This window comes from Pseudoalteromonas sp. Bsw20308 (assembly GCF_000310105.2).
Taxonomy (GTDB): Bacteria; Pseudomonadota; Gammaproteobacteria; order Enterobacterales; family Alteromonadaceae; genus Pseudoalteromonas; species Pseudoalteromonas fuliginea.
Window position 1 is genome coordinate 542,456 of sequence record NZ_CP013138.1, and the last position, 19,696, is coordinate 562,151.

General features: G+C 38.2%; 16 protein-coding genes. 7 read left to right on the forward strand and 9 right to left on the reverse strand.

What is annotated here, in order from left to right; genetic code table 11:
- Positions 1-20 precede the first annotated feature (20 nt).
- From yacG to nadC, 8 genes are all read right to left on the reverse strand, one after another.
- Complete coding sequence (gene yacG, locus D172_RS02295; RefSeq protein ID WP_007376049.1) at positions 21-251, reverse strand: DNA gyrase inhibitor YacG; 231 nt, start codon at positions 249-251, stop codon at positions 21-23.
- Positions 252-366: 115 nt separating this feature from the next.
- On the reverse strand, positions 367-2,043 hold the full coding sequence (gene pilB, locus D172_RS02300; RefSeq protein ID WP_007376050.1) for a type IV-A pilus assembly ATPase PilB: 1,677 nt from the start codon (positions 2,041-2,043) through the stop codon (positions 367-369).
- Positions 2,044-2,321: 278 nt separating this feature from the next.
- Positions 2,322-2,969, reverse strand: a complete 648-nt coding sequence (coaE, locus tag D172_RS02305; RefSeq protein WP_007376051.1) for a dephospho-CoA kinase — start codon at positions 2,967-2,969, stop codon at positions 2,322-2,324.
- Position 2,970: 1 nt separating this feature from the next.
- The gene (locus D172_RS02310; protein WP_007376052.1) at positions 2,971-3,855 is read right to left on the reverse strand and encodes a prepilin peptidase; all 885 of its coding nucleotides are present in this window, start codon (positions 3,853-3,855) and stop codon (positions 2,971-2,973) included.
- A 15-nt stretch (positions 3,856-3,870) separates the two neighbouring features.
- Entirely contained in the window at positions 3,871-5,100 is a 1,230-nt protein-coding gene (locus tag D172_RS02315; protein WP_007376053.1) for a type II secretion system F family protein, read from the reverse strand.
- A gap of 93 nt (positions 5,101-5,193) precedes the next feature.
- A complete protein-coding gene (locus tag D172_RS02320) occupies positions 5,194-6,537 on the reverse strand; it encodes an O-antigen ligase family protein (RefSeq protein ID WP_007376054.1) in 1,344 nt (447 codons plus the stop codon).
- 62 nt (positions 6,538-6,599) lie between these two features.
- On the reverse strand, positions 6,600-7,019 hold the full coding sequence (locus tag D172_RS02325) for a pilin (RefSeq protein WP_007376055.1): 420 nt from the start codon (positions 7,017-7,019) through the stop codon (positions 6,600-6,602).
- A gap of 461 nt (positions 7,020-7,480) precedes the next feature.
- Complete coding sequence (nadC, locus tag D172_RS02330; protein ID WP_033023262.1) at positions 7,481-8,326, reverse strand: carboxylating nicotinate-nucleotide diphosphorylase; 846 nt, start codon at positions 8,324-8,326, stop codon at positions 7,481-7,483.
- A 680-nt stretch (positions 8,327-9,006) separates the two neighbouring features.
- On the opposite strand from nadC, the gene ampD reads away from it, so the two are divergent.
- The 7 genes from ampD to D172_RS02365 all read left to right on the forward strand — a co-directional run bounded on the left by ampD (position 9,007) and on the right by D172_RS02365 (position 18,855).
- On the forward strand, positions 9,007-9,561 hold the full coding sequence (gene ampD / locus D172_RS02335; RefSeq protein ID WP_007378721.1) for a 1,6-anhydro-N-acetylmuramyl-L-alanine amidase AmpD: 555 nt from the start codon (positions 9,007-9,009) through the stop codon (positions 9,559-9,561).
- Between the two features lie 13 nt (positions 9,562-9,574).
- Entirely contained in the window at positions 9,575-10,426 is an 852-nt protein-coding gene (gene ampE / locus D172_RS02340; protein WP_007378722.1) for a beta-lactamase regulator AmpE, read from the forward strand.
- 353 nt (positions 10,427-10,779) lie between these two features.
- The gene (gene pdhR / locus D172_RS02345) at positions 10,780-11,529 is read left to right on the forward strand and encodes a pyruvate dehydrogenase complex transcriptional repressor PdhR (RefSeq protein WP_002957764.1); all 750 of its coding nucleotides are present in this window, start codon (positions 10,780-10,782) and stop codon (positions 11,527-11,529) included.
- 88 nt (positions 11,530-11,617) lie between these two features.
- Entirely contained in the window at positions 11,618-14,284 is a 2,667-nt protein-coding gene (gene aceE / locus D172_RS02350) for a pyruvate dehydrogenase (acetyl-transferring), homodimeric type (protein WP_007378723.1), read from the forward strand.
- A 10-nt stretch (positions 14,285-14,294) separates the two neighbouring features.
- On the forward strand, positions 14,295-16,214 hold the full coding sequence (gene aceF / locus D172_RS02355) for a pyruvate dehydrogenase complex dihydrolipoyllysine-residue acetyltransferase (protein ID WP_058230524.1): 1,920 nt from the start codon (positions 14,295-14,297) through the stop codon (positions 16,212-16,214).
- A 205-nt stretch (positions 16,215-16,419) separates the two neighbouring features.
- The gene (gene lpdA, locus D172_RS02360) at positions 16,420-17,844 is read left to right on the forward strand and encodes a dihydrolipoyl dehydrogenase (protein ID WP_007378726.1); all 1,425 of its coding nucleotides are present in this window, start codon (positions 16,420-16,422) and stop codon (positions 17,842-17,844) included.
- Between the two features lie 324 nt (positions 17,845-18,168).
- Positions 18,169-18,855 carry a tRNA-uridine aminocarboxypropyltransferase gene (locus D172_RS02365; RefSeq protein ID WP_007378727.1) on the forward strand — a complete coding sequence of 229 codons (687 nt, stop codon included), beginning with the start codon at positions 18,169-18,171 and terminating at the stop codon, positions 18,853-18,855.
- Between the two features lies 1 nt (position 18,856).
- Here the strand turns inward: D172_RS02365 and D172_RS02370 are convergent, their stop codons facing one another.
- Positions 18,857-19,372: a hypothetical protein gene (locus D172_RS02370; RefSeq protein ID WP_007378728.1), complete on the reverse strand. Its 516-nt coding sequence runs from the start codon at positions 19,370-19,372 to the stop codon at positions 18,857-18,859.
- Positions 19,373-19,696 lie beyond the last annotated feature (324 nt).

The following is a 19,696-nucleotide window of genomic DNA, read 5'->3' on the forward strand; positions in this document are numbered from 1 at the left end:
TAGGGCATTATGGAGATAAATTATTTAAAAAAGTCATCTTCATTTTTGGCCATCATAGCTTCAATATCTTCAATCATATCTTGGCTAAACTCTTGTGCTGATGTAATTGGCGCTGAAATTTTATTATTTTCAAACGACCACTCACCAAGATCAATTAGTTGGCAGCGTTTAGAACAAAAAGGCCGATGTGGGCTCTGTTCTGACCACTCAACTTTAGCTTTACAGGTTGGGCAGTTTACAATAGTAGGCATAATTTACTCTCTACAATCTTTTTTTGCATTTTACATTACTTAGATATGAGTCTCTAGGTATAAGTAAGGCTCTGAATTTAGTGTTCAGAACCTTGTCGCTTTTAACTATGGATCTTTAAAAACTTGTTACTCGATTAATTTCAGCAAGAGAGGTCATTCCATCAGCCGCTTTACGAATACCTGATAATCGCAAGTTATTAAATCCTGCTTTAAGTGATACTTCTGCTATTTCTAATGAATTACCGCCACGCATTATAATTTGTGCTATCTCTGGTGTTATTTGCATTACTTCATAAATACCGACACGACCCTTATAACCATCAGTGCAATTATCACATCCTTTAGGCGCATAGAGGGTCATTTCACTAATTTGTTGCTCGCTAAAACCTTGGCGGGTAAGTTCTTCGTTTGGTAATATTTCCGGTGTTTTACATTTAGGGCATAAACGTCGAGCCAAGCGCTGGGCTATAATCAAACTAATTGAACTTGCTACGTTATAAGCTGGTACGCCCATATTTAATAACCGAGTTATCGTTTCAGGTGCTGAATTAGTATGCAGAGTTGATAGTACTAAGTGACCTGTTTGCGCCGCTTTTATTGATATTTCAGCTGTTTCGAGGTCACGTATTTCACCTACCATGACGACATCAGGATCTTGGCGTAAAAATGCACGTAATGCATTTGCAAAGGTCATATCGGCTTTAATATTAATTTGTACTTGGTTTATACCTTCGAGATTAATTTCGACAGGATCCTCTGCGGTACTAATATTACGCTCTGGTTGATTAAGTATATTTAAACCAGTGTAAAGTGATACTGTTTTACCCGAGCCCGTTGGTCCTGTAACTAAAATCATCCCTTGAGGCTGAGCAAGCGCATCCATATAGAGTTTTTTCTGCTCCGGCTCGTAGCCTAATACATCAATACCTAGCATTGCGCTTGATGAATCAAGAATACGCATTACTATTTTTTCCCCCCACAGGGTCGGCATTGTACTTACACGAAAATCGATACTTTTACGCTCAGTAATTTTTAGCTTTATACGGCCATCTTGTGGTTTACGTTTTTCGGCAATATCTAGGCGTGACATTACTTTTATTCGTGCAGAAAGTTTTGTCGCTAAAGTATTAGGCGGGCTGGCTACCTCATGCAAAATACCATCAATACGAAAACGGATGCGATACTTATGCTCATAAGGTTCAAAGTGTAAATCAGAGGCGCCTTTTTTAATGGCATCCATTAGGATTTTATTGATGTAAACAATGATAGGTGCATCATCTTTTTCATCATCTTTTGGGGTGGCTTCTTTAGTGTTTTCACTCTCTAAATCAGCAAATTCTTTAAATTCGTCATCACTTAAATTTAAGCTACCAGTTGCATCAAGCAATTGGTCAATTTTTTTATCAAGTTCAATGTAGTCAACTACTACTATTTCACAGGATAAGCCGGTACTAAATTCATAGTTTTCAAACGCACCATAATCGGTCGGATCAGACGCGGCTATGTATACTTTTCTACCTTTTTGCACCAAGGGTAAAATATGGTGTTTACGGATCAACTTTTCTTTTACAAGTTCTGCTGGGATCCTTGCAGGTTCAAAGTCTTTTAAATCGAAATAAGGTACGCGAAATAAATCAATACATTGCTCAGCTAAATCTTTGCTATCGATGTTTCCACATTTGGCAATAAGCTCGGCGGTTGAGGCAAAATCTCGTTGTTTTACTTTAACGGTATCTGCATCAATACGGCCAAGGGTAATAAATTTTCTTAGTAACGGTGAGTTAATATTCATTGCGCACCTGCTTAATTCGTTAATGATTAGCAATTTATCAGAAAAAACAAGGAGATTATATTACTCTTCATCAGATGGACTAGTTTTGCTAACTAAATATTGTTTTATAAATTATATTATTGTTTTAAATTCCTTAACCTGAACTCTGATTAAGGGATTTACTAACATATTGAACCATAATAATATTTAAATTTAGTTTTCTCTAGCTAGATGTTTCAACGCAGTTAGTGCTGAAAGTAACAGCTTAAGATAGATTTATTATCCAGAGTTCGGGTTATCTAACTCGCATTTTTTAATGCTAATTGCATATAACGAGTATGTAGAGACCGAAGTGATAATTTGACTAACGCTAAATCCCTATCATTATTTAAAATATCATCTGCTTTTTTACGTTTATTTTCGCGAGACATTTGTGTTGCAATAATACTATTTACTTGTTCAAGGCTCACATTATCACGCTTAAGTGTGCGCTCGACTTGGACATTTTTAGGTACGTCAATGAGTAGGGTTCGGTTACAGTACTTATCGAGACCATTTTCAAATAATAACGGGGCAACTAAAACCACGTAAGCACTATTAGCGGCATTTAAATCAGCGACTATTTTTTTGCGAATAAGAGGATGCAGCAAGTTATTTAGCCATTGTTTATCAGCATCGTTAGTAAAAATGCGCTCTCGTAAGGCACTTCTGTTTAGCGTGCCATCGCTAAGTAATAACGTATTGCCAAAGTGCGTTATTATTGCATTTAAACCGCAGCTCTTGGGCTCAACTACTTGGCGAGCAATAATATCCGCATCAACAATGGTTATATCAAGTTCCTCAAACATGTCACTAACAGCTGTTTTTCCGCAGCCAATACCACCTGTTAAACCCAAAACCCAATTGTTTTTTTTATTGCTAGAGAGTTTAGTTATTTGCTCACTCATTTTAATAACCAATTAAATTAAAATAAATGTTTTGTAATTCAGTGCCCCATAGCATAGTGATCCAGCCTGCAATGGCAAGGTAAGGACCAAATGGAATCGGGGTTGCTTTGTCTTTTCCTTGAATACTGAGTAATACAATGCCAATAACAGCGCCAACAACACTTGAAAGTAATATAATGCTAAGTAGTGATTGCCAACCAAGTAATGCACCAAATACAGCGAGTAATTTAAAGTCGCCATAGCCCATACCTTCTTTACCCGTTAGTAACTTAAATAGCCAAAATACACTCCATAGGCTCAAATAACCAAAAACCGCCCCCATAATTGCATCGCTCGGCGCTACGGTATAGCCCATTATTGACGCTATTAAAGCAAGCCATACTAGTGGTAATGTAAGTTGATCGGGTAATAGCATATGGTCTATATCAATAAAGGTTAGTGCAACTAATGCCCAAGTAATCAATATATACAGTAAAGCTTGTTCATTTGCGCCCATAGTATAAGCAATAAATAAGCTTAATATTGCTGTAATGGCTTCGACTGCAGGATAGCGTATTGATATAGGGTTATTACAACTTGCACATTTTCCTTTTAAAAATAACCAGCTAATAACAGGAATATTTTGCCAAGGTTTAATAGCCGTTTTGCACTTTGGGCAGGTTGAGTTTGGCTTTACTAAATTAAATTGCTCGTTATTTATTGCTTTACTATTTTTAAGCTCGTCTTCTAACAGTATTCTGCACTCACTCTGCCATTCTTTTTGCATCATAAGTGGTAGGCGATAAATCACTACATTTAAAAAGCTGCCCACACATAAACTAACCAAGCCAACGGTGGTTAGATAAAACCACAGCTCATTTTGCATTACTTCTACAATACTTTGCATATAAAAACCAAATAATTAAATAACAGAACCGAGTTGGAAAATAGGGAGGTACATAGCAACAATTAAACCACCAACAAGTACACCTAATACAGCCATAATTAATGGCTCTAGTAAGCTCGATAAGCCATCTACAGCATCGTCTACTTCTTGCTCATAAATAGTCGCGACCTTAGCTAACATACCATCGAGCGAGCCAGATTCTTCACCGATAGCAACCATTTGAATTACCATGTCAGGGAAGATTTTTGAGTTTCTCATTGCCCAGTTCATTTGGTTACCTGAGCTAACCTCTGCTTTAATATCTAAAATAGCATAACGGTACACTGCATTGCCCGAAGCACCTGCTGCTGAATCAAGTGCATCAACTAATGGAACACCGGCAGCAAATGTGGTCGAAAGTGTTCGCGCATAACGTGCCACAGCTGCTTTGTTTAAAATCATGCCAATAACAGGGAGCTTAAGTATGGCTCTGTCGGTTGCATCCCTGAGCTTTAGGCTTCTTAATTTAGCTTCTTTAAAAGTCCAGCCAAAAGCCACTATCGCAATCAGAATCATCCACCAATAAGCCTGCATAAAGTCAGAAATACCAATTACGAATAATGTAAATGGAGGAAGTTCAGCCCCAAACCCTGCAAAAATATCCTGAAATTGTGGTACTACAAATATTAATAATATCGAGGTTACAATGCCTGCAATAACTAATACCGAAATGGGATAAAACATTGCTTTTTTAATTTTTGATTTAAGCGCTTCTGATTTTTCTTTATAAATAGCTATGCGATCAAATATTTTATCAAGTGCTCCTGACTGCTCGCCAGATTCAACTAAATCACAATATAAGTCATCAAAATAACGTGGATATTTTCGAAGTGATAAAGACAAAGGCTGACCAGCTTTTACATCATCGCCTACAGCTGAGATAAGTTTGGTAACGCTTTTATTTGTTGAGCCAGAAGCTATCATCTCAATAGATTGAATTAAGGGTACGCCAGCCATTAGCATAGTGGCAATTTGGCGAGTAACCAAGGCGATATCTTTAGGTGTTATTTTTTGAACACTCTGAATACCAAATAAAGGTTTCGGCTTACGTTTAACTTTTGAGGGGGTAATACCCTGCTTACGAAGCTGTGCTTTTACTAGCGCGATACTATTTCCGGCGAGTTCACCTTCAAGGCGTTTTCCTCGAGCACTAACACCGACCCACTGAAATATGTCGAGTCCCTTGTCTTCTTGTTTTTTTGCCATAAAAATATCCAGCTTGATCTTTTAATGAAATCGACTTTTATAAGAGAAGCATAACGTAAACAAATGATCCTTGATAGAAAAGTTATTCACGATTTATTCCCGCTGACCGACAGACCAGAATCGAGGCCCATAAATATAGCCACTATCAGGGTCTATGTTGTTATACACGCTAATTGCCTGTTGCAAATAAAAGTACCAACCGAATATGAATAAAATAGTAATAATAGCTTTTCCCCATTTACTTATGTAAATAAGTGGGCCATTTCTTTTATTGATTCTTCCAAGTAACAATCCCCACATTATGAATAATAATGTTTGCGAAACAGGCATTACATGAACACCAGAAAATAGTGAATAAATAACGCCAATAGCAAATGAGTAAAATAGGCTTTCAGTAATGACGTCTTTTTTATGGCTTCTTAAATGTGTTACAGCTTTCTTAAAGGTTGTAAAAACAGCAGTTAAAATACATATAAGGGCGATTAGTCCCCACTCATTTAAAATTTCAATTAATGAATTGTGTGGGTGGCTAAAAGGGGCAGAGTTTCCAAGTGACATTTCAAATATTCCAGGACCATTTCCTATAAATAAATGCTTTATAGATAAGCTTGAAAGAGTATTTAACCATAGATCAACACGACCTGATGTGGATGTGCGTAATATTTCGGCTCCACCTTTATTTAATGAATCCAGAGCATAAAAAGTAATACAACTTAATATCAAACAGACTAATGCAATAAACACTTGTTTTCTTAATGTTGTTTTTAAAGCAAGAGCAAAAATTGAGAAAGCTAAAAAAGAGAGTAAAGCGCCACGAGCTTGGCCAATAAATATTAACAGTAAGTTTAAAAACAAAATAGTAAATACAATACGCTGAATATTTTTAAATTTTAGAAGTATCACTAAGAAAGGAAGAATGAACACTTGTACTTGGTTAAAAAAGCGAATGTTAATAAAGCCAGAGTAGATGATGTATGGATTTAAAGGTTGTTGCTCAGAAAGTGTAAAAATTATATTGAGTAGGCATACTAAAATTAAGCTTGTGTGAGCGATTACTAACACATAGATAATGAACAAAATAGATTTTTTATTATTAATTGAACTTAGACTTTGCAGAGTTATAAAAAGCAAGCTTATGTGGAGTGTATAAAATAAACTGAAGCTAGTTTCTTTATTTATAAACGACGACAAACAGCCACTAACGATAAAAATAAGAGGTAAGACTTTGATTCTTCGATTTGATGACGAAACAATAGAAGCACCTTTATTTCGTATTAAAATGAGGACTGATAATAGACTTATAGCAAACAAAAAAAATATTTGAATGATTCTTTGGTGATTATGATAGTCGTAGGAGGTTATTGGTATTAAAGGAGTCAAAGTGAATAGAAAAAATAAACTAATAACTAATATTTTTATTATATTCACTTGGTTCATAAATTTTTATTCTTACACACTAAAAAGCGCCCGTTGAGGCGCTTTTAAAAATCAATAAATGATTAAGATTGTGGACAGCTTTTTGGTGCTAAATCTTTATTCGCTGCAGTAATACCAGTAGTTGCACATGTCCAAGTACCAGTAGATGTTCTTGTCCAAGTGATTTTAGCCGCGTTACCAATTTGTGTGGGTGCATTTATTACCGCACATTCAATTGTTGTCCCTGTAACTGTTATGTCGCAGTTTGCTGTTTTTGCTTGTAAACCCGCTTCGGCGATAGTGGGGGTAGTGCCTGAATTTGCCGCAACTTCAAAACCTGTTCTTCCAGCAGATATCTCTGCTAAGCCAGCTGTTAATTTAGATGAAGCTTGATAGTTTGAGTAAGCAGGCAATGCAATTGCAGCAAGAATACCGATGATTGCTACTACAATCATTAATTCAATTAGGGTGAAACCCTGTTGTTTTTGAGTCATTGTTTTCATGTTTCCTCTCCTAAAGGATAGATTTTTGTAGGTTAAATCATATAAGCGGCAAAATTGCCTAACTTAATTTAGCTGATTTAGTTTACAGTTTTACTTAAAAAAATTTTATTTCACGTTAACTTTTGAGCTTTTGACCACAAAAGCTATAAATTCATTGTGTGCTACTACGTTGTATCAATCAAATTATACGTTAGCAATGAATACTAGACACTTGATAAAATAATTTAGTGTATTTAGTTTTTAAACTAAATTGCCAAGTAACTATTTTGGCTGAACTTATAAAATAAGTTGATACAACAGTGCGAGTCTAGCACTGTTTATTGTTATTTAGCATACGTATTTAATGTTAAAGGTACTTTATTTAACAAAATATTAAAGAGTAGTCCTTTTTTACTATTAAATGCTCAATTATTTAAAATGTCAATGAATTAGGTATGCTTAAACCTTTTTCAGCATGTTTTTTATTCAAAACGCATTGATAAATCGATTGATTGTAAATTTTTTGTAAGTGCACCACTTGATATAAAATCAACACCAGCTTGAGAATAGGTTTTGAGTGTTTCTAACGTCATATTACCAGAGACCTCAAGTTTGGCGCGTTTATGCGTTAATGTAACTGCCTGCTTAATTTGCTCAATGCTAAAGTTATCAAGCATTATAATATCAGCACCAGCGTGAATAGCTTGATTTAGCTCATGAAGTGATTCAACTTCGACTTCAACTGATTTATTAGGATGGTTCAGTTTTGCTTGAGCCACTGCTTTATCAATTGTGCCACAGGCTGCTATATGGTTTTCTTTAATTAAGAACGCATCAAATAAGCCAATACGATGATTTGCACCACCGCCACATTTTACTGCGTATTTTTGTAATGCGCGAAGCCCTGGTATGGTTTTGCGAGTGTCGAGTAGTTGTGTAGTGGTACCACTTAACTCTTTTACATAATGCGCTGTAGTAGTCGCTGTACCTGATAAGGTTTGCACAAAGTTAAGTGCAGTACGCTCGGCAGTTAATATTGAACGTGCTGAACCAGTGGCTGTAAATAATGTGCTGTTTGCTTTAATTACGTCGCCATCATTTACGAGTACGGCTACTTTTACAGTCGGGTCTACTTGTTTAAATACTTCAAGGATGATGTCTTTTCCGCAAAAAACGCAGTCTTCGCGCGTTATTACTTTGGCATTTGCTTGCTCGTTTAGTGGGATCAGTTGTGCGGTAATATCGCCATCTTGCGCGGTTTGGTAATTTAAATCTTCGTCGAGTGCAAGAGTAACAAGTTGACTAATTAAGGTGTGCGAAATAGACATAGCAAAGCTCATAAGCGTTAATAAATTAAGAAAATTTTACTATGTTTGTAGATGAAAGAGAAGCGATTGGCTTTGTTCTGATATAAAGATAAGCGCGCGAAATAAATTCGCACCTACGGTTTGATGTATGTTGTAGGTGAGGTTTTACACCTCGCTTTTAATTTAAAAAGCTACGTTACATGAGCGGACGTAAATTCGCACCTACGGTTTGGTGTATGTTGTAGGTGAGGTTTTACACCTCGCTTTTTAAAAACCCAAGCTACGTTACATGAGCGGACGTAAATTCGCACCTACGTGTGGGTTTAAATTATTTGTAGGTGAGGTTTTACACCTCGCTTTTTAAAAACCCAAGCTACGTTACATGAGCGGACGTAAATTCGCACCTACGGTTTGGTGTATGTTGTAGGTGAGGTTTTACACCTCGCTTTTTAAAAACCCAAGCTACGTTACATGAGCGGACGTAAATTCGCACCTACGGTTTGCTGTATGTTGTAGGTGAGGTTTTACACCTCGCTTTTTAAACACCCAAGCTACGTTACATGAGCGGACGTAAATTTGCACCTACGGTTTGGTGTATGTTGTAGGTGAGGTTTTACACCTCGCTTGTTACTATCATTGTTTTAATAAATCCTTTAGCATCAGCGATATGTATATCTTGATATTTATATAGCAAACGTATCATGAAAATAGATTTAAGTGGTGTTTTAAGTACGGTAGTGCAGCGGCCTTGTTCGCATTTTGATGAGCGCCCTGATGAGGCTGATATTTCTTTATTGGTGATTCACAATATATCATTGCCAGCAGGGCAGTTTGGTACACCTTTCGTTGATGAGTTATTTATGGGTGGCATTAACTGTAATGCTCATCCGAGTTTTAGTGACTTAAAGAATTTACGTGTATCTGCCCATTGCTTTATTAAGCGCACCGGGAATGTTTTACAATACGTGCCATTTAATAAGCGCGCATGGCACGCCGGCTTATCTGAATTTGAAGGGCATGCGGCGTGTAACAATTTTAGCATTGGTATTGAGCTTGAAGGAACTGACACCACTCCTTATACTTTAATGCAATATAATGCGTTAGCTGTTTTGAGCAAATCAATAATGCAACGCTATCCAAAAATAACGCCTTCACGTATTGTGGGGCACTGCGATATTGCTCCAGGGCGAAAAACCGACCCAGGTAGTAGCTTTAATTGGCAATTGTTTTTAAATATGCTTGAGCAATCAAGCTAAGAGAGTAACTACAATGATTTTGGTTTCTATAATAATTGCACTAATACTTGAGCGTCTAGGTGCTCGGTCTAATTATTGGCAAATAAGTTATTACGCAAATGGTTATTTAAATCGCTCTAATAAATTACTTGGTGATAAGGGCTTATTTAGCTCAACACCGGGATTTTTAGTTTGGCTTGCACTCCCTGTTATAGCTATAGCACTAGTTTATTGCTTGTCAGATTTTGTATTGTGGCAGTTGGGTATTAATATCGCGGTGCTTTTAGTGTGCTTTGGTTGTGCTAAGCAGCGTGCTTTATACAAATCGTATTTAAATGCGTTAACGCGCGACGATGGTACTGCAGCATCTTTATATGCACTGCAAATAGGTCAAAAGCGTACCGATGATCAAGATGGTGGCGAGACTTTTGGGCAAACATTGGCGTGGGTAAACTTTAGATTTTATTGTGCGGTTATTTTTTGGTTTGTTGTTTTAGGCGCGCCAGGTGCGGTTTTATATGCATTAGTACGTACTTTAGCTGATTTAGTACGAGAAGATCATAAGGTAATATTTGCTAAGCGTTTTAAGCTTATACATAAACTATTGTTTTGGCTCGACTGGTTACCTGCACGTATTACCAGCTTTGGTTATTTAGTAATAGGTAACTTTAATAAAGGCACGAGCTGTTGGCTACGTTACGTACTTAACTTTAAATCTCCAAACCGAGAAGTCGTAACATGTACTGCACTGGCTGCAGAGCAAGTTGAAAAGCGTTATTACGGCTGTACCTACGAAGCCACTTGTATGATTAAGCTTGTTAAGCGCAATGTATTATTTTACTTAGTACTTATAGCACTACTTACATTATTTGGTGGGCTGTCTTAAGTTAATACCTTTTTAATAAAGCACCTTATGCAATGTAAGGTGCTTTAATCTCTTCCTGCAATTTTTAAACACAATAAAATAGAGCTAATATTCTAATTCCATCTGGTCAGACCAATTGTTTTTATCCTATTAACGTTATAACAATTTTTTGTAAATTGCGCATTGTTTAATCTTCGTTCAAAATGCGTTACGCTACTGCCAACGTATAAATACACTGTAAATTGACAGCTATTAGGCTTTTTGATACCGTATTGAAAATTTTTGGTATGACCAATTTACCTTTTGGGTAAATCATACGACTTAAAGCCCCGTTTTGTGGGCTCTTGGTATTTATACAACGCGGACGTTGATTCATGTCTTTAAAGATTAAAGCAGCAAAATTATCTGATGTTATTTTACAGCAACTTGAGAACATGATTCTTGAAGGCTCGTTAGCACCAGGTGAAAAGTTGCCACCAGAGCGTGAACTAGCAAAGCAATTTGAAGTGTCTCGCCCGTCACTGCGAGAGGCAATTCAAAAGTTAGAAGCGAAAGGTTTAGTTACGCGTCGCCAAGGTGGCGGCACGTTTGTAAAAAATCAGCTCGAAGAAGGGCTTACTGATCCACTTTTTGATTTGATTAGTAAACACCCTGAGTCGCAGTTTGATTTACTTGAATTTCGTCATGCATTAGAAGGGATTGCTGCTTACTACGCAGCACTGCGCGGGACCAGCAACGATTTTAGCAAAGTAAAGCAAAGCTTTGATGAAATTGCCTTAGTTAATGATGATTTACAGCAAAAAGCAAAAGCAATTAATGCATTTCACTTTAGTGTGGCTGAAGCTTCGCATAATGTCGTGTTATTGCATTTAGTTAGAGGTATGAAAGCGCTGCTTGAGCAAAATGTACTGCAAAATTTAACTGTTCTATTAAAAAAGTCAGATATTAGCAGTCAATTAGCCCAACACAGGCGTTTATTAATGGATGCCGTTATTGACGGTAATCCAGAACAAGCCCGTTTAGCAAGTAATGCGCACTTAGCATTTATAGAAGAAGCATTGCTTGAAGCAGGCAAAGAACATTCGCGAATTGAACGTAGTTTAAGACGCACTAAACAAAATTAAGTTAGTACATAATTACTTTGAACACACATTAAGTAGCTGTGATATTAAATTAACAATATTCGTATTTTAAACATAAGGAAACCTCCATATGTCTGAAGTCAATAAAATTGACGTAGACGCGCTAGAAACACAAGAGTGGTTACAAGCTCTTGAATCAGTTGTGCGCGAAGAAGGTGTTGAACGAGCTCAGTTTTTACTTGAGCAAGTATTAGAGCAAGCCCGTTTAGACGGCGTTGATATGCCAACGGGTATTACCACGAACTACGTTAATACTATTCCTGTAGATCAAGAACCTGCTTACCCGGGTGATGTAAATCTTGAGCGTCGTATTCGTTCAATTATCCGTTGGAACGCGATTATGATCGTTCTACGTGCATCTAAAAAAGATCTCGACTTAGGCGGCCATATGGCGTCTTACCAATCATCTGCTGCATTTTATGAAGTGTGTTTTAACCACTTCTTTAAAGCACCAAATGATGTAGACGGTGGTGACTTAGTTTATTACCAAGGTCATATTTCTCCAGGTATTTACGCACGTGCATTTGTTGAAGGGCGTTTATCTGCTGGACAGCTAGATAACTTCCGTCAAGAAGTTGATGGCGAAGGCTTACCATCGTACCCACACCCTAAGTTAATGCCTGAGTTTTGGCAGTTCCCTACGGTATCAATGGGCTTAGGTCCTATTTCATCAATTTACCAAGCACGCTTCTTAAAATACTTAGATGGTCGTGGCTTAAAAGACACTAAAAATCAGCGTGTCTACGCGTTTTTAGGCGACGGTGAAATGGATGAGCCAGAGTCACGCGGTGCTATTTCTTTTGCTGCACGTGAAAAACTAGATAACCTTTGTTATTTAGTTAACTGTAACTTACAGCGCTTAGACGGCCCAGTTATGGGTAACGGTAAAATTATTCAAGAGCTAGAGGGCTTGTTTAAAGGCGCTGGCTGGAACGTAATTAAACTAGTGTGGGGCAGCGGTTGGGATATTCTTCTAGCTAAAGACACAACGGGTAAATTACTACAGTTAATGAACGAGACTGTGGATGGTGATTACCAAACATATAAAGCGAAAGATGGCGCGTACGTACGTGAAAACTTCTTTGGTCGTTACCCAGAAACAGCTGCACTTGTTGCGGACATGACAGATGACGAAATTTTCGCGCTTAAGCGTGGTGGTCATGAATCGTCAAAACTATTTGCTGCATTTAAAAAAGCAGAAGAAACAAAAGGTCGTCCAACTGTAATTCTTGCTAAAACTGTAAAAGGTTACGGTATGGGTGAAGCAGCTGAAGGTAAAAACATTGCGCACCAAGTGAAAAAAATGGACATGTCGCATGTTGCACATTTACGTTCACGCCTTGGCCTTGATGACTTAGTATCTGAAGATCAATTAAAAGAATTACCATACCTAGAGCTTGAAGAAGGTTCACCTGAGTACAAGTACCTACATGCTCGTCGTGATGCACTTAAAGGTTATACACCTAAACGTATTCCACGTTTTAGTGAAAAACTAGCATTGCCAGAAGTAGACGCATTCAAGCCGCTACTTGAAGAGCAAAAACGTGATATCTCTACCACTATGGGCTTTGTTCGTGCACTTAATATCTTATTAAAAGATAAAGGCATTGGTAAAAACATCGTACCAATTATTGCCGATGAAGCGCGTACATTTGGTATGGAAGGTTTATTCCGTCAAATTGGTATTTACAACCCACATGGCCAAAACTATACGCCGCAGGATCGCGATATTGTTTCTTACTATAAAGAAGCGACTTCTGGTCAAGTACTGCAAGAAGGTATCAATGAGTTAGGTGCTATGTCGTCATGGGTTGCTGCTGCAACTTCATACAGCACTAACGATTTGCCAATGATCCCATTCTACATTTACTACTCTATGTTTGGTTTCCAACGCGTTGGTGACATGGCATGGATGGCGGGCGATCAACAAGCACGTGGTTTCTTATTAGGTGCTACGGCGGGTCGTACAACGCTAAATGGCGAAGGCTTACAACACGAAGATGGTCACAGTCATATTCTTGCTAATACGGTTCCTAACTGTATTTCTTATGATCCAACTTACGCGTTTGAAGTTGCAGTTATTGTACAAGACGGTATTCGTCGTATGTACGGTGATGATCAAGAAAATATTTACTACTACCTAACGCTTATGAACGAAAACTATCATCAGCCAGCTATGCCAGAAGGCGCTGAAGAAGGTATTCGTAAAGGTATTTATAAGCTTGAAAGTTACGCAGGTAAAAAAGCCAACGTACAGCTATTAAGCTCAGGTACTATTATGACTGAAGTACGTAAAGCCGCTACGATTCTAAGCGAAGAGTATGGCATTGCGTCTGACGTGTTCTCTGTAACGTCTTTCAACGAATTAACGCGTGAAGGTCAAGATGTTGAACGTTTCAACATGCTTAACCCTGAAAGCGAGCAAAAAACAGCATATATCACAAGCGTATTAAACGACTCTGTGACTGTTGCAGCAACGGATTACATGAAAAACTACGCAGAACAAGCGCGTTCATTTATTCCAAGCAGCAACTACAAAGTGCTAGGTACAGATGGTTACGGTCGTTCTGATAGCCGTGAAAACCTACGTCGTCACTTTGAAGTTAACGCGGGCTACGTTGTTGTTGCTACGTTATCTGAACTTGCTAAACGCGGTGAAGTTGAGAAGTCAGTAGTTGTTGAAGCACTTAAAAAGTTCAACATCGACACTAACAAACTTAACCCACTGTACGCATAAGAGGTTTGCAATGAGTATTGAAATTAAAGTACCTGATATTGGTGACGACGAAGTAGAAGTAACCGAAATATTAGTAAGCGTTGGCGACAAAGTAGATGTGGACCAATCACTATTAAATGTTGAAGGCGACAAAGCATCAATGGAAATACCTGCTTCGCAAGCGGGTACAGTGAAAGAGATTAAAGTGAACGTTGGCGACACCGTTACAACTGGCTCTTTAGTATTTTTGTTTGAAGGCGAGAGTGAAGGCACTGGCTCGACTAATGCATCAGCCGCTGCTCCAGCTAAATCTGAAGAGGCAGCACCTGCTGCTTCTACAGGTTCTTCGACTAAAGAAGTAACCGTACCAGATATTGGCGATGACGAAGTTGAAGTAACTGAAATCATGGTTGCTGTTGGCGACACCGTTGAAGAAGAGCAATCTATCTTAAACGTTGAAGGCGACAAGGCTGCAATGGAAGTGCCAGCACCATTTGCTGGAACGGTTAAAGAAATTAAAGTAGCCGCTGGCGATACAGTTAAAACAGGCTCGTTAGTGTTTGTTTTTGAAGTAGCAGGAAGTGAATCTGCAGCACCGGCTAAAGAGTCGGCTCCTGTAGAAGCGCCAGCAGTTAGCTCAACAGCAAACGCAGCACCAAGTACTAAAGAAGTTAATGTACCTGATATTGGTGGCGATGAAGTTGAAGTAACTGAAATTATGGTTGCAGTTGGCGATGAGGTTTCAGAAGATCAATCAATCTTAAACGTTGAAGGCGACAAAGCTGCAATGGAAGTACCAGCTCCATTTGCAGGTACAGTTAAAGAAATTAAAGTAGCCGCTGGCGATAAAGTATCGACTGGCTCATTAATTTTTGTATTTGAAGTTGCAGGCAGCGCGCCAGTAGCAGCATCTGCACCAGTTGAAAAATCAGCACCTGCAGCAGCGGCTAAAACTGAGTCGGCTCCCGCTCAAGCAGCAACTGCAAAAGCAAGTAATGAAAGCTTCACAGAAAACAGCGCGTATGCTCATGCATCACCTGTTGTTCGCCGTTTAGCGCGTGAGTTTGGTATTAACCTAGCTAACGTTAAAGGCACTGGTCGTAAAAACCGTGTGGTTAAAGAAGACGTGCAAAACTATGTTAAAACACTGGTTAAGCAAGTTGAATCTGGTCAATTATCAGCAGGTAGTAATGCTGGTGGCAGCGAGCTTGGTCTAATTCCATGGCCTAAAGTAGATTTTGCTAAGTTTGGTGAAATTGAAGAGAAAAAACTATCTCGCATTCAAAAGCTATCAGGCAAAAACTTACACCGTAACTGGGTACAAATCCCACACGTTACACAGTTTGACGAAGCTGATATCACCAGTCTTGAAGTATTTCGTAAAGAGCAAAATGCACTTAGCGAGAAGAAAAAGCTGGGTGTTAAAATCACGCCACTTGTGTTTGTAATGAAAGCAGCTGCTAAAGCACTTGCAGACTTCCCAACATTTAACTCTTCACTGTCTAACGATGGCGAAAGTTTAATTCTTAAGAAGTACATTAACATTGGTGTTGCTGTTGATACGCCAAATGGTTTAGTAGTGCCAGTGTTTAAAGATGTTGATAAAAAAGGCATTATTGAATTATCACGTGAACTAATGGAAGTATCTGTTAAAGCCCGTGACGGCAAGCTTACATCGTCTGATATGCAAGGTGGCTGTTTTACTATCTCTAGCCTTGGCGGTATTGGCGGTACGGCATTTACGCCGATTGTTAATGCGCCAGAGGTTGCTATTTTAGGTGTATCTAAATCTGAAATGAAACCTAAATGGAATGGTAAAGAGTTTGAACCTAAACTAATGGTTCCACTTTCTATGTCATACGACCATAGGGTTATTGACGGAGCATTAGCTGCACGCTTTACTGTGACTCTTGCAAGTTACATGAGCGATATTCGCCAGTTGGTGATGTAACCAGTTTAGAAAAATTGGTATACGCAATAAAATAAATAGAATCAAATCCCAGCCAGTTGTTTTTAGCTGGGATTTTTACCATTTGCAATGATACAATCTTTGTACGAATTGCATCACTTTGTGCGCTGCTCACTCTTTCTGCCTTGCAGAAACATGGCAGTTAAATTTTAGGGCAGTGTCCCGTTCAAACAATTAAGGTAAAAGCATGAGCAACGAATTAAAAACTCAAGTTGTTGTACTAGGCGGTGGTCCTGGTGGTTATTCTGCGGCTTTCCGTGCTGCTGACTTGGGCTTAGAAGTTACATTAGTAGAATCTCGCGAAACATTAGGTGGCGTATGTCTTAATGTTGGTTGTATTCCTTCTAAAGCACTTTTACACGTAGCTAAAGTGATTGATGACGCAGCTGAAATGTCATCTCACGGTGTTACTTTTGGCGCACCAAAAATCGATCTTGACCAAGTTCGTACTTGGAAAGATTCTGTAGTTGGCCAGTTAACTGGTGGACTAGAAGGTATGGCCAAAATGCGTAAAGTGAAAGTTGTATCTGGATACGGCAAATTCACGGGCAGCAATACTTTAGTAGTTGAAGGCGCAGACGGCGCTACAACTATCACGTTTGATAACGCGATTATTGCAGCCGGTTCTAAACCAGTTAACTTACCTTTCATCCCACAAGATGACCGCGTAATTGATTCAACTGGCGCGCTAGAGCTTAAAGATGTACCAGAAAAGCTACTTGTATTGGGTGGTGGTATTATCGGTCTTGAAATGGGTACGGTATACCGTGCGCTAGGTTCTGCAATTGATGTTGTAGAATTTGCTGATCAATTAGTACCAGCAGCTGATAAAGACATTATCAAAATTTACCAAAAATACGTAAGCAAAAAATTCAACGTAATGCTTTCAACTAAAGTTGTTGGTGTTGAAGCTAAAGAAGACGGCTTATACGTAACATTTGAAGGTAAAAACGCACCAGCAGAACCAGTACGTTACGACAAAGTACTTGTTGCAGTTGGCCGTACTCCAAACGGTAACTTACTTGATGCTGAAAAAGCGGGCGTAAACGTTGATGAGCGTGGCTTTATTAATGTTGATAAGCAATTACGTACTAATGTAAGCCATATTTTTGCAATTGGTGACTTAGTTGGCCAGCCTATGCTTGCGCATAAAGCGGTTCATGAAGGTCATGTTGCTGCAGAAGTTATTTCTGGTCAGAAGCATTTCTTCGACCCTAAATGTATTCCTTCAATAGCGTATACTGACCCAGAAATCGCTTGGGTAGGTGTTACTGAGAAAGAAGCAAAAGAGCAAGGCTTAAAAGTTGAAACAGCGGTATTCCCGTGGGCAGCATCTGGTCGTGCAATTGCATCTGCTCGTACTGAAGGTTCTACTAAACTTATCTTTGATAAAGAAAGTGGCCGTATAATCGGTGGTGCTATGATCGGTATTAACGCGGGCGAAATGCTTGGCGAAATCGGTTTAGGTATTGAAATGGGTGCTGATGGTGAAGACTTAGCGCTTACAATTCATGCTCACCCAACATTGAACGAATCAATCGGCCTTGCAGCTGAAATTTTTGAAGGTTCGATCACTGACCTACCAAACAAAAAAGCAGTTAAAAAGAAGTAATTTAACTCTTTAGCATTTGTTTGAAAAACCCAACTTAGGTTGGGTTTTTTTATGTCTGATTTTTAATTTGAGAGATGTTGAATTAATTCAATGATACCAATCTGCTTATATATGGGGTCTATTTAACGTTAAGAAAATTACGCTAGAACTAGGCAAAATTTTTTGTATCTAGTTGTTCTAAATAAAAAAATTTTAACGAAGTTATAGTGCAATTTAATTCGTTAAATTGATCAAAGATTTATGCAGGTTGGTATGGCTATAAATATAAGATTAAATAACAAGAAGTCGTTACAATGCGCGCTTAATTAATTGAAGGTAAATACAGTGAAAAACTCAGTTTTGGCATTACGCGCTCAACAAATAAGTGAATCCCGTCGAGAGTTTAATGCTCGAGGTGGTAAATTAGATCGCTGTGAGCAATGCTTAATAGCTAAGCACTACTGTATTTGTAAAGGTGTTGAACAGGCTGATTGCACGGCTGCGGTCTGTTTATTGATGTACCATAATGAAAGCTTTAAACCTTCTAATACAGGGCGTTTAATTGCTGAAATAGTACCTGATAATCACGCTTTTAGATGGGACAGAACAGATCCTAACCCAGCGCTTTTAGCTTTAATAAATGATTCGCAGTATCAGCCAATGGTCGTGTTTCCCGCTGAAGATGTAGAAGAGGGCAGAGCTATTACCGAAGTGAGTATTGAATTAGGTAAAAAGCCGCTATTTATATTTTTAGATGGTACGTGGCGAGAAGCAAAGAAAATGATTCGTAAAAGTCCCTATTTAGATAACCTACCAGTGCTTTCTGTTACTGCTGATAAACTATCTGATTACCGATTACGTGTAGCCCCTCATGCGCATCAACTAGGCACTGCTGAAGTGGCTATTATGGTGTTAGCCCTTGCTGGCGAAATGGATGCATCAACAAAGCTTGAGCAACATTTTATAAAGTTTCGCGATGCGTATTTATTAGGTAAACGTAATAAAGGCAGGCCTGAATCTGATCAGAGCTAACTTAAGCCGATTGTTTGCTCGTGTATTCTAAGTAAGCTATCGCTTTATTTTGAAGTGCTGTAAAATTTTCTTCAGATGTTAACTTTACAACTGTTTCATATAGTTGATTCATACTTGTATGCACTTGACTAAATGAATGGAAGTCACTGCTTTCCATTTTTTTTGCTTCTTCTACTCTTTTTAAAAAATACTTATTAATATTAACTTTACCATTAAAATTTGTGCGGCCTATTGCATTTGCTAGCTTATTTAATTGATAACTAAATTCGTCATCACGGGCGGTTTCACCTCTCTGGGTTGTTCTTATATCACTTTCTAATTGAATAATAATGTTGAGTATCGTTTTAAACTCACTCATAGACATGTTAGAAAAATCGTATCCTTCTGGATTAAACAAAGCAGAATAAGGATTTTCTTTTGGGGCAGGAGCCGTAAAAATACAAATATACTCTGCTGTGCTATTTACTGGGCTATTAAGTGTGGAGACGTTTTTACTCGATTTAAAATTTATATTCATAAACTATTTATGTTCCTTCATATAAGTTGTGCTCTGAAGCTGATGAGATTGCTATTTCCTCTATTATTAATATGTTTGACTTAATTACCTATGCAAAGAAAAGCGCGCTCTATCTCTAGGCGCGCTTGCGGAATCTTCTAATTTTCTGCATCCTGCAATTGAACTTAATCAACTCCAATTTTTACTAATCCATGTTATTACAATATTACTTTTTAGTTCTATGTAATCTAGGCTATCCGGGCCTGTCTCCTTTAATTCCTGAACATCCTGTAAGGTAAATACTATTACCAAATCCTTCCATTGCACTTCCTAGTGCATCCGTGT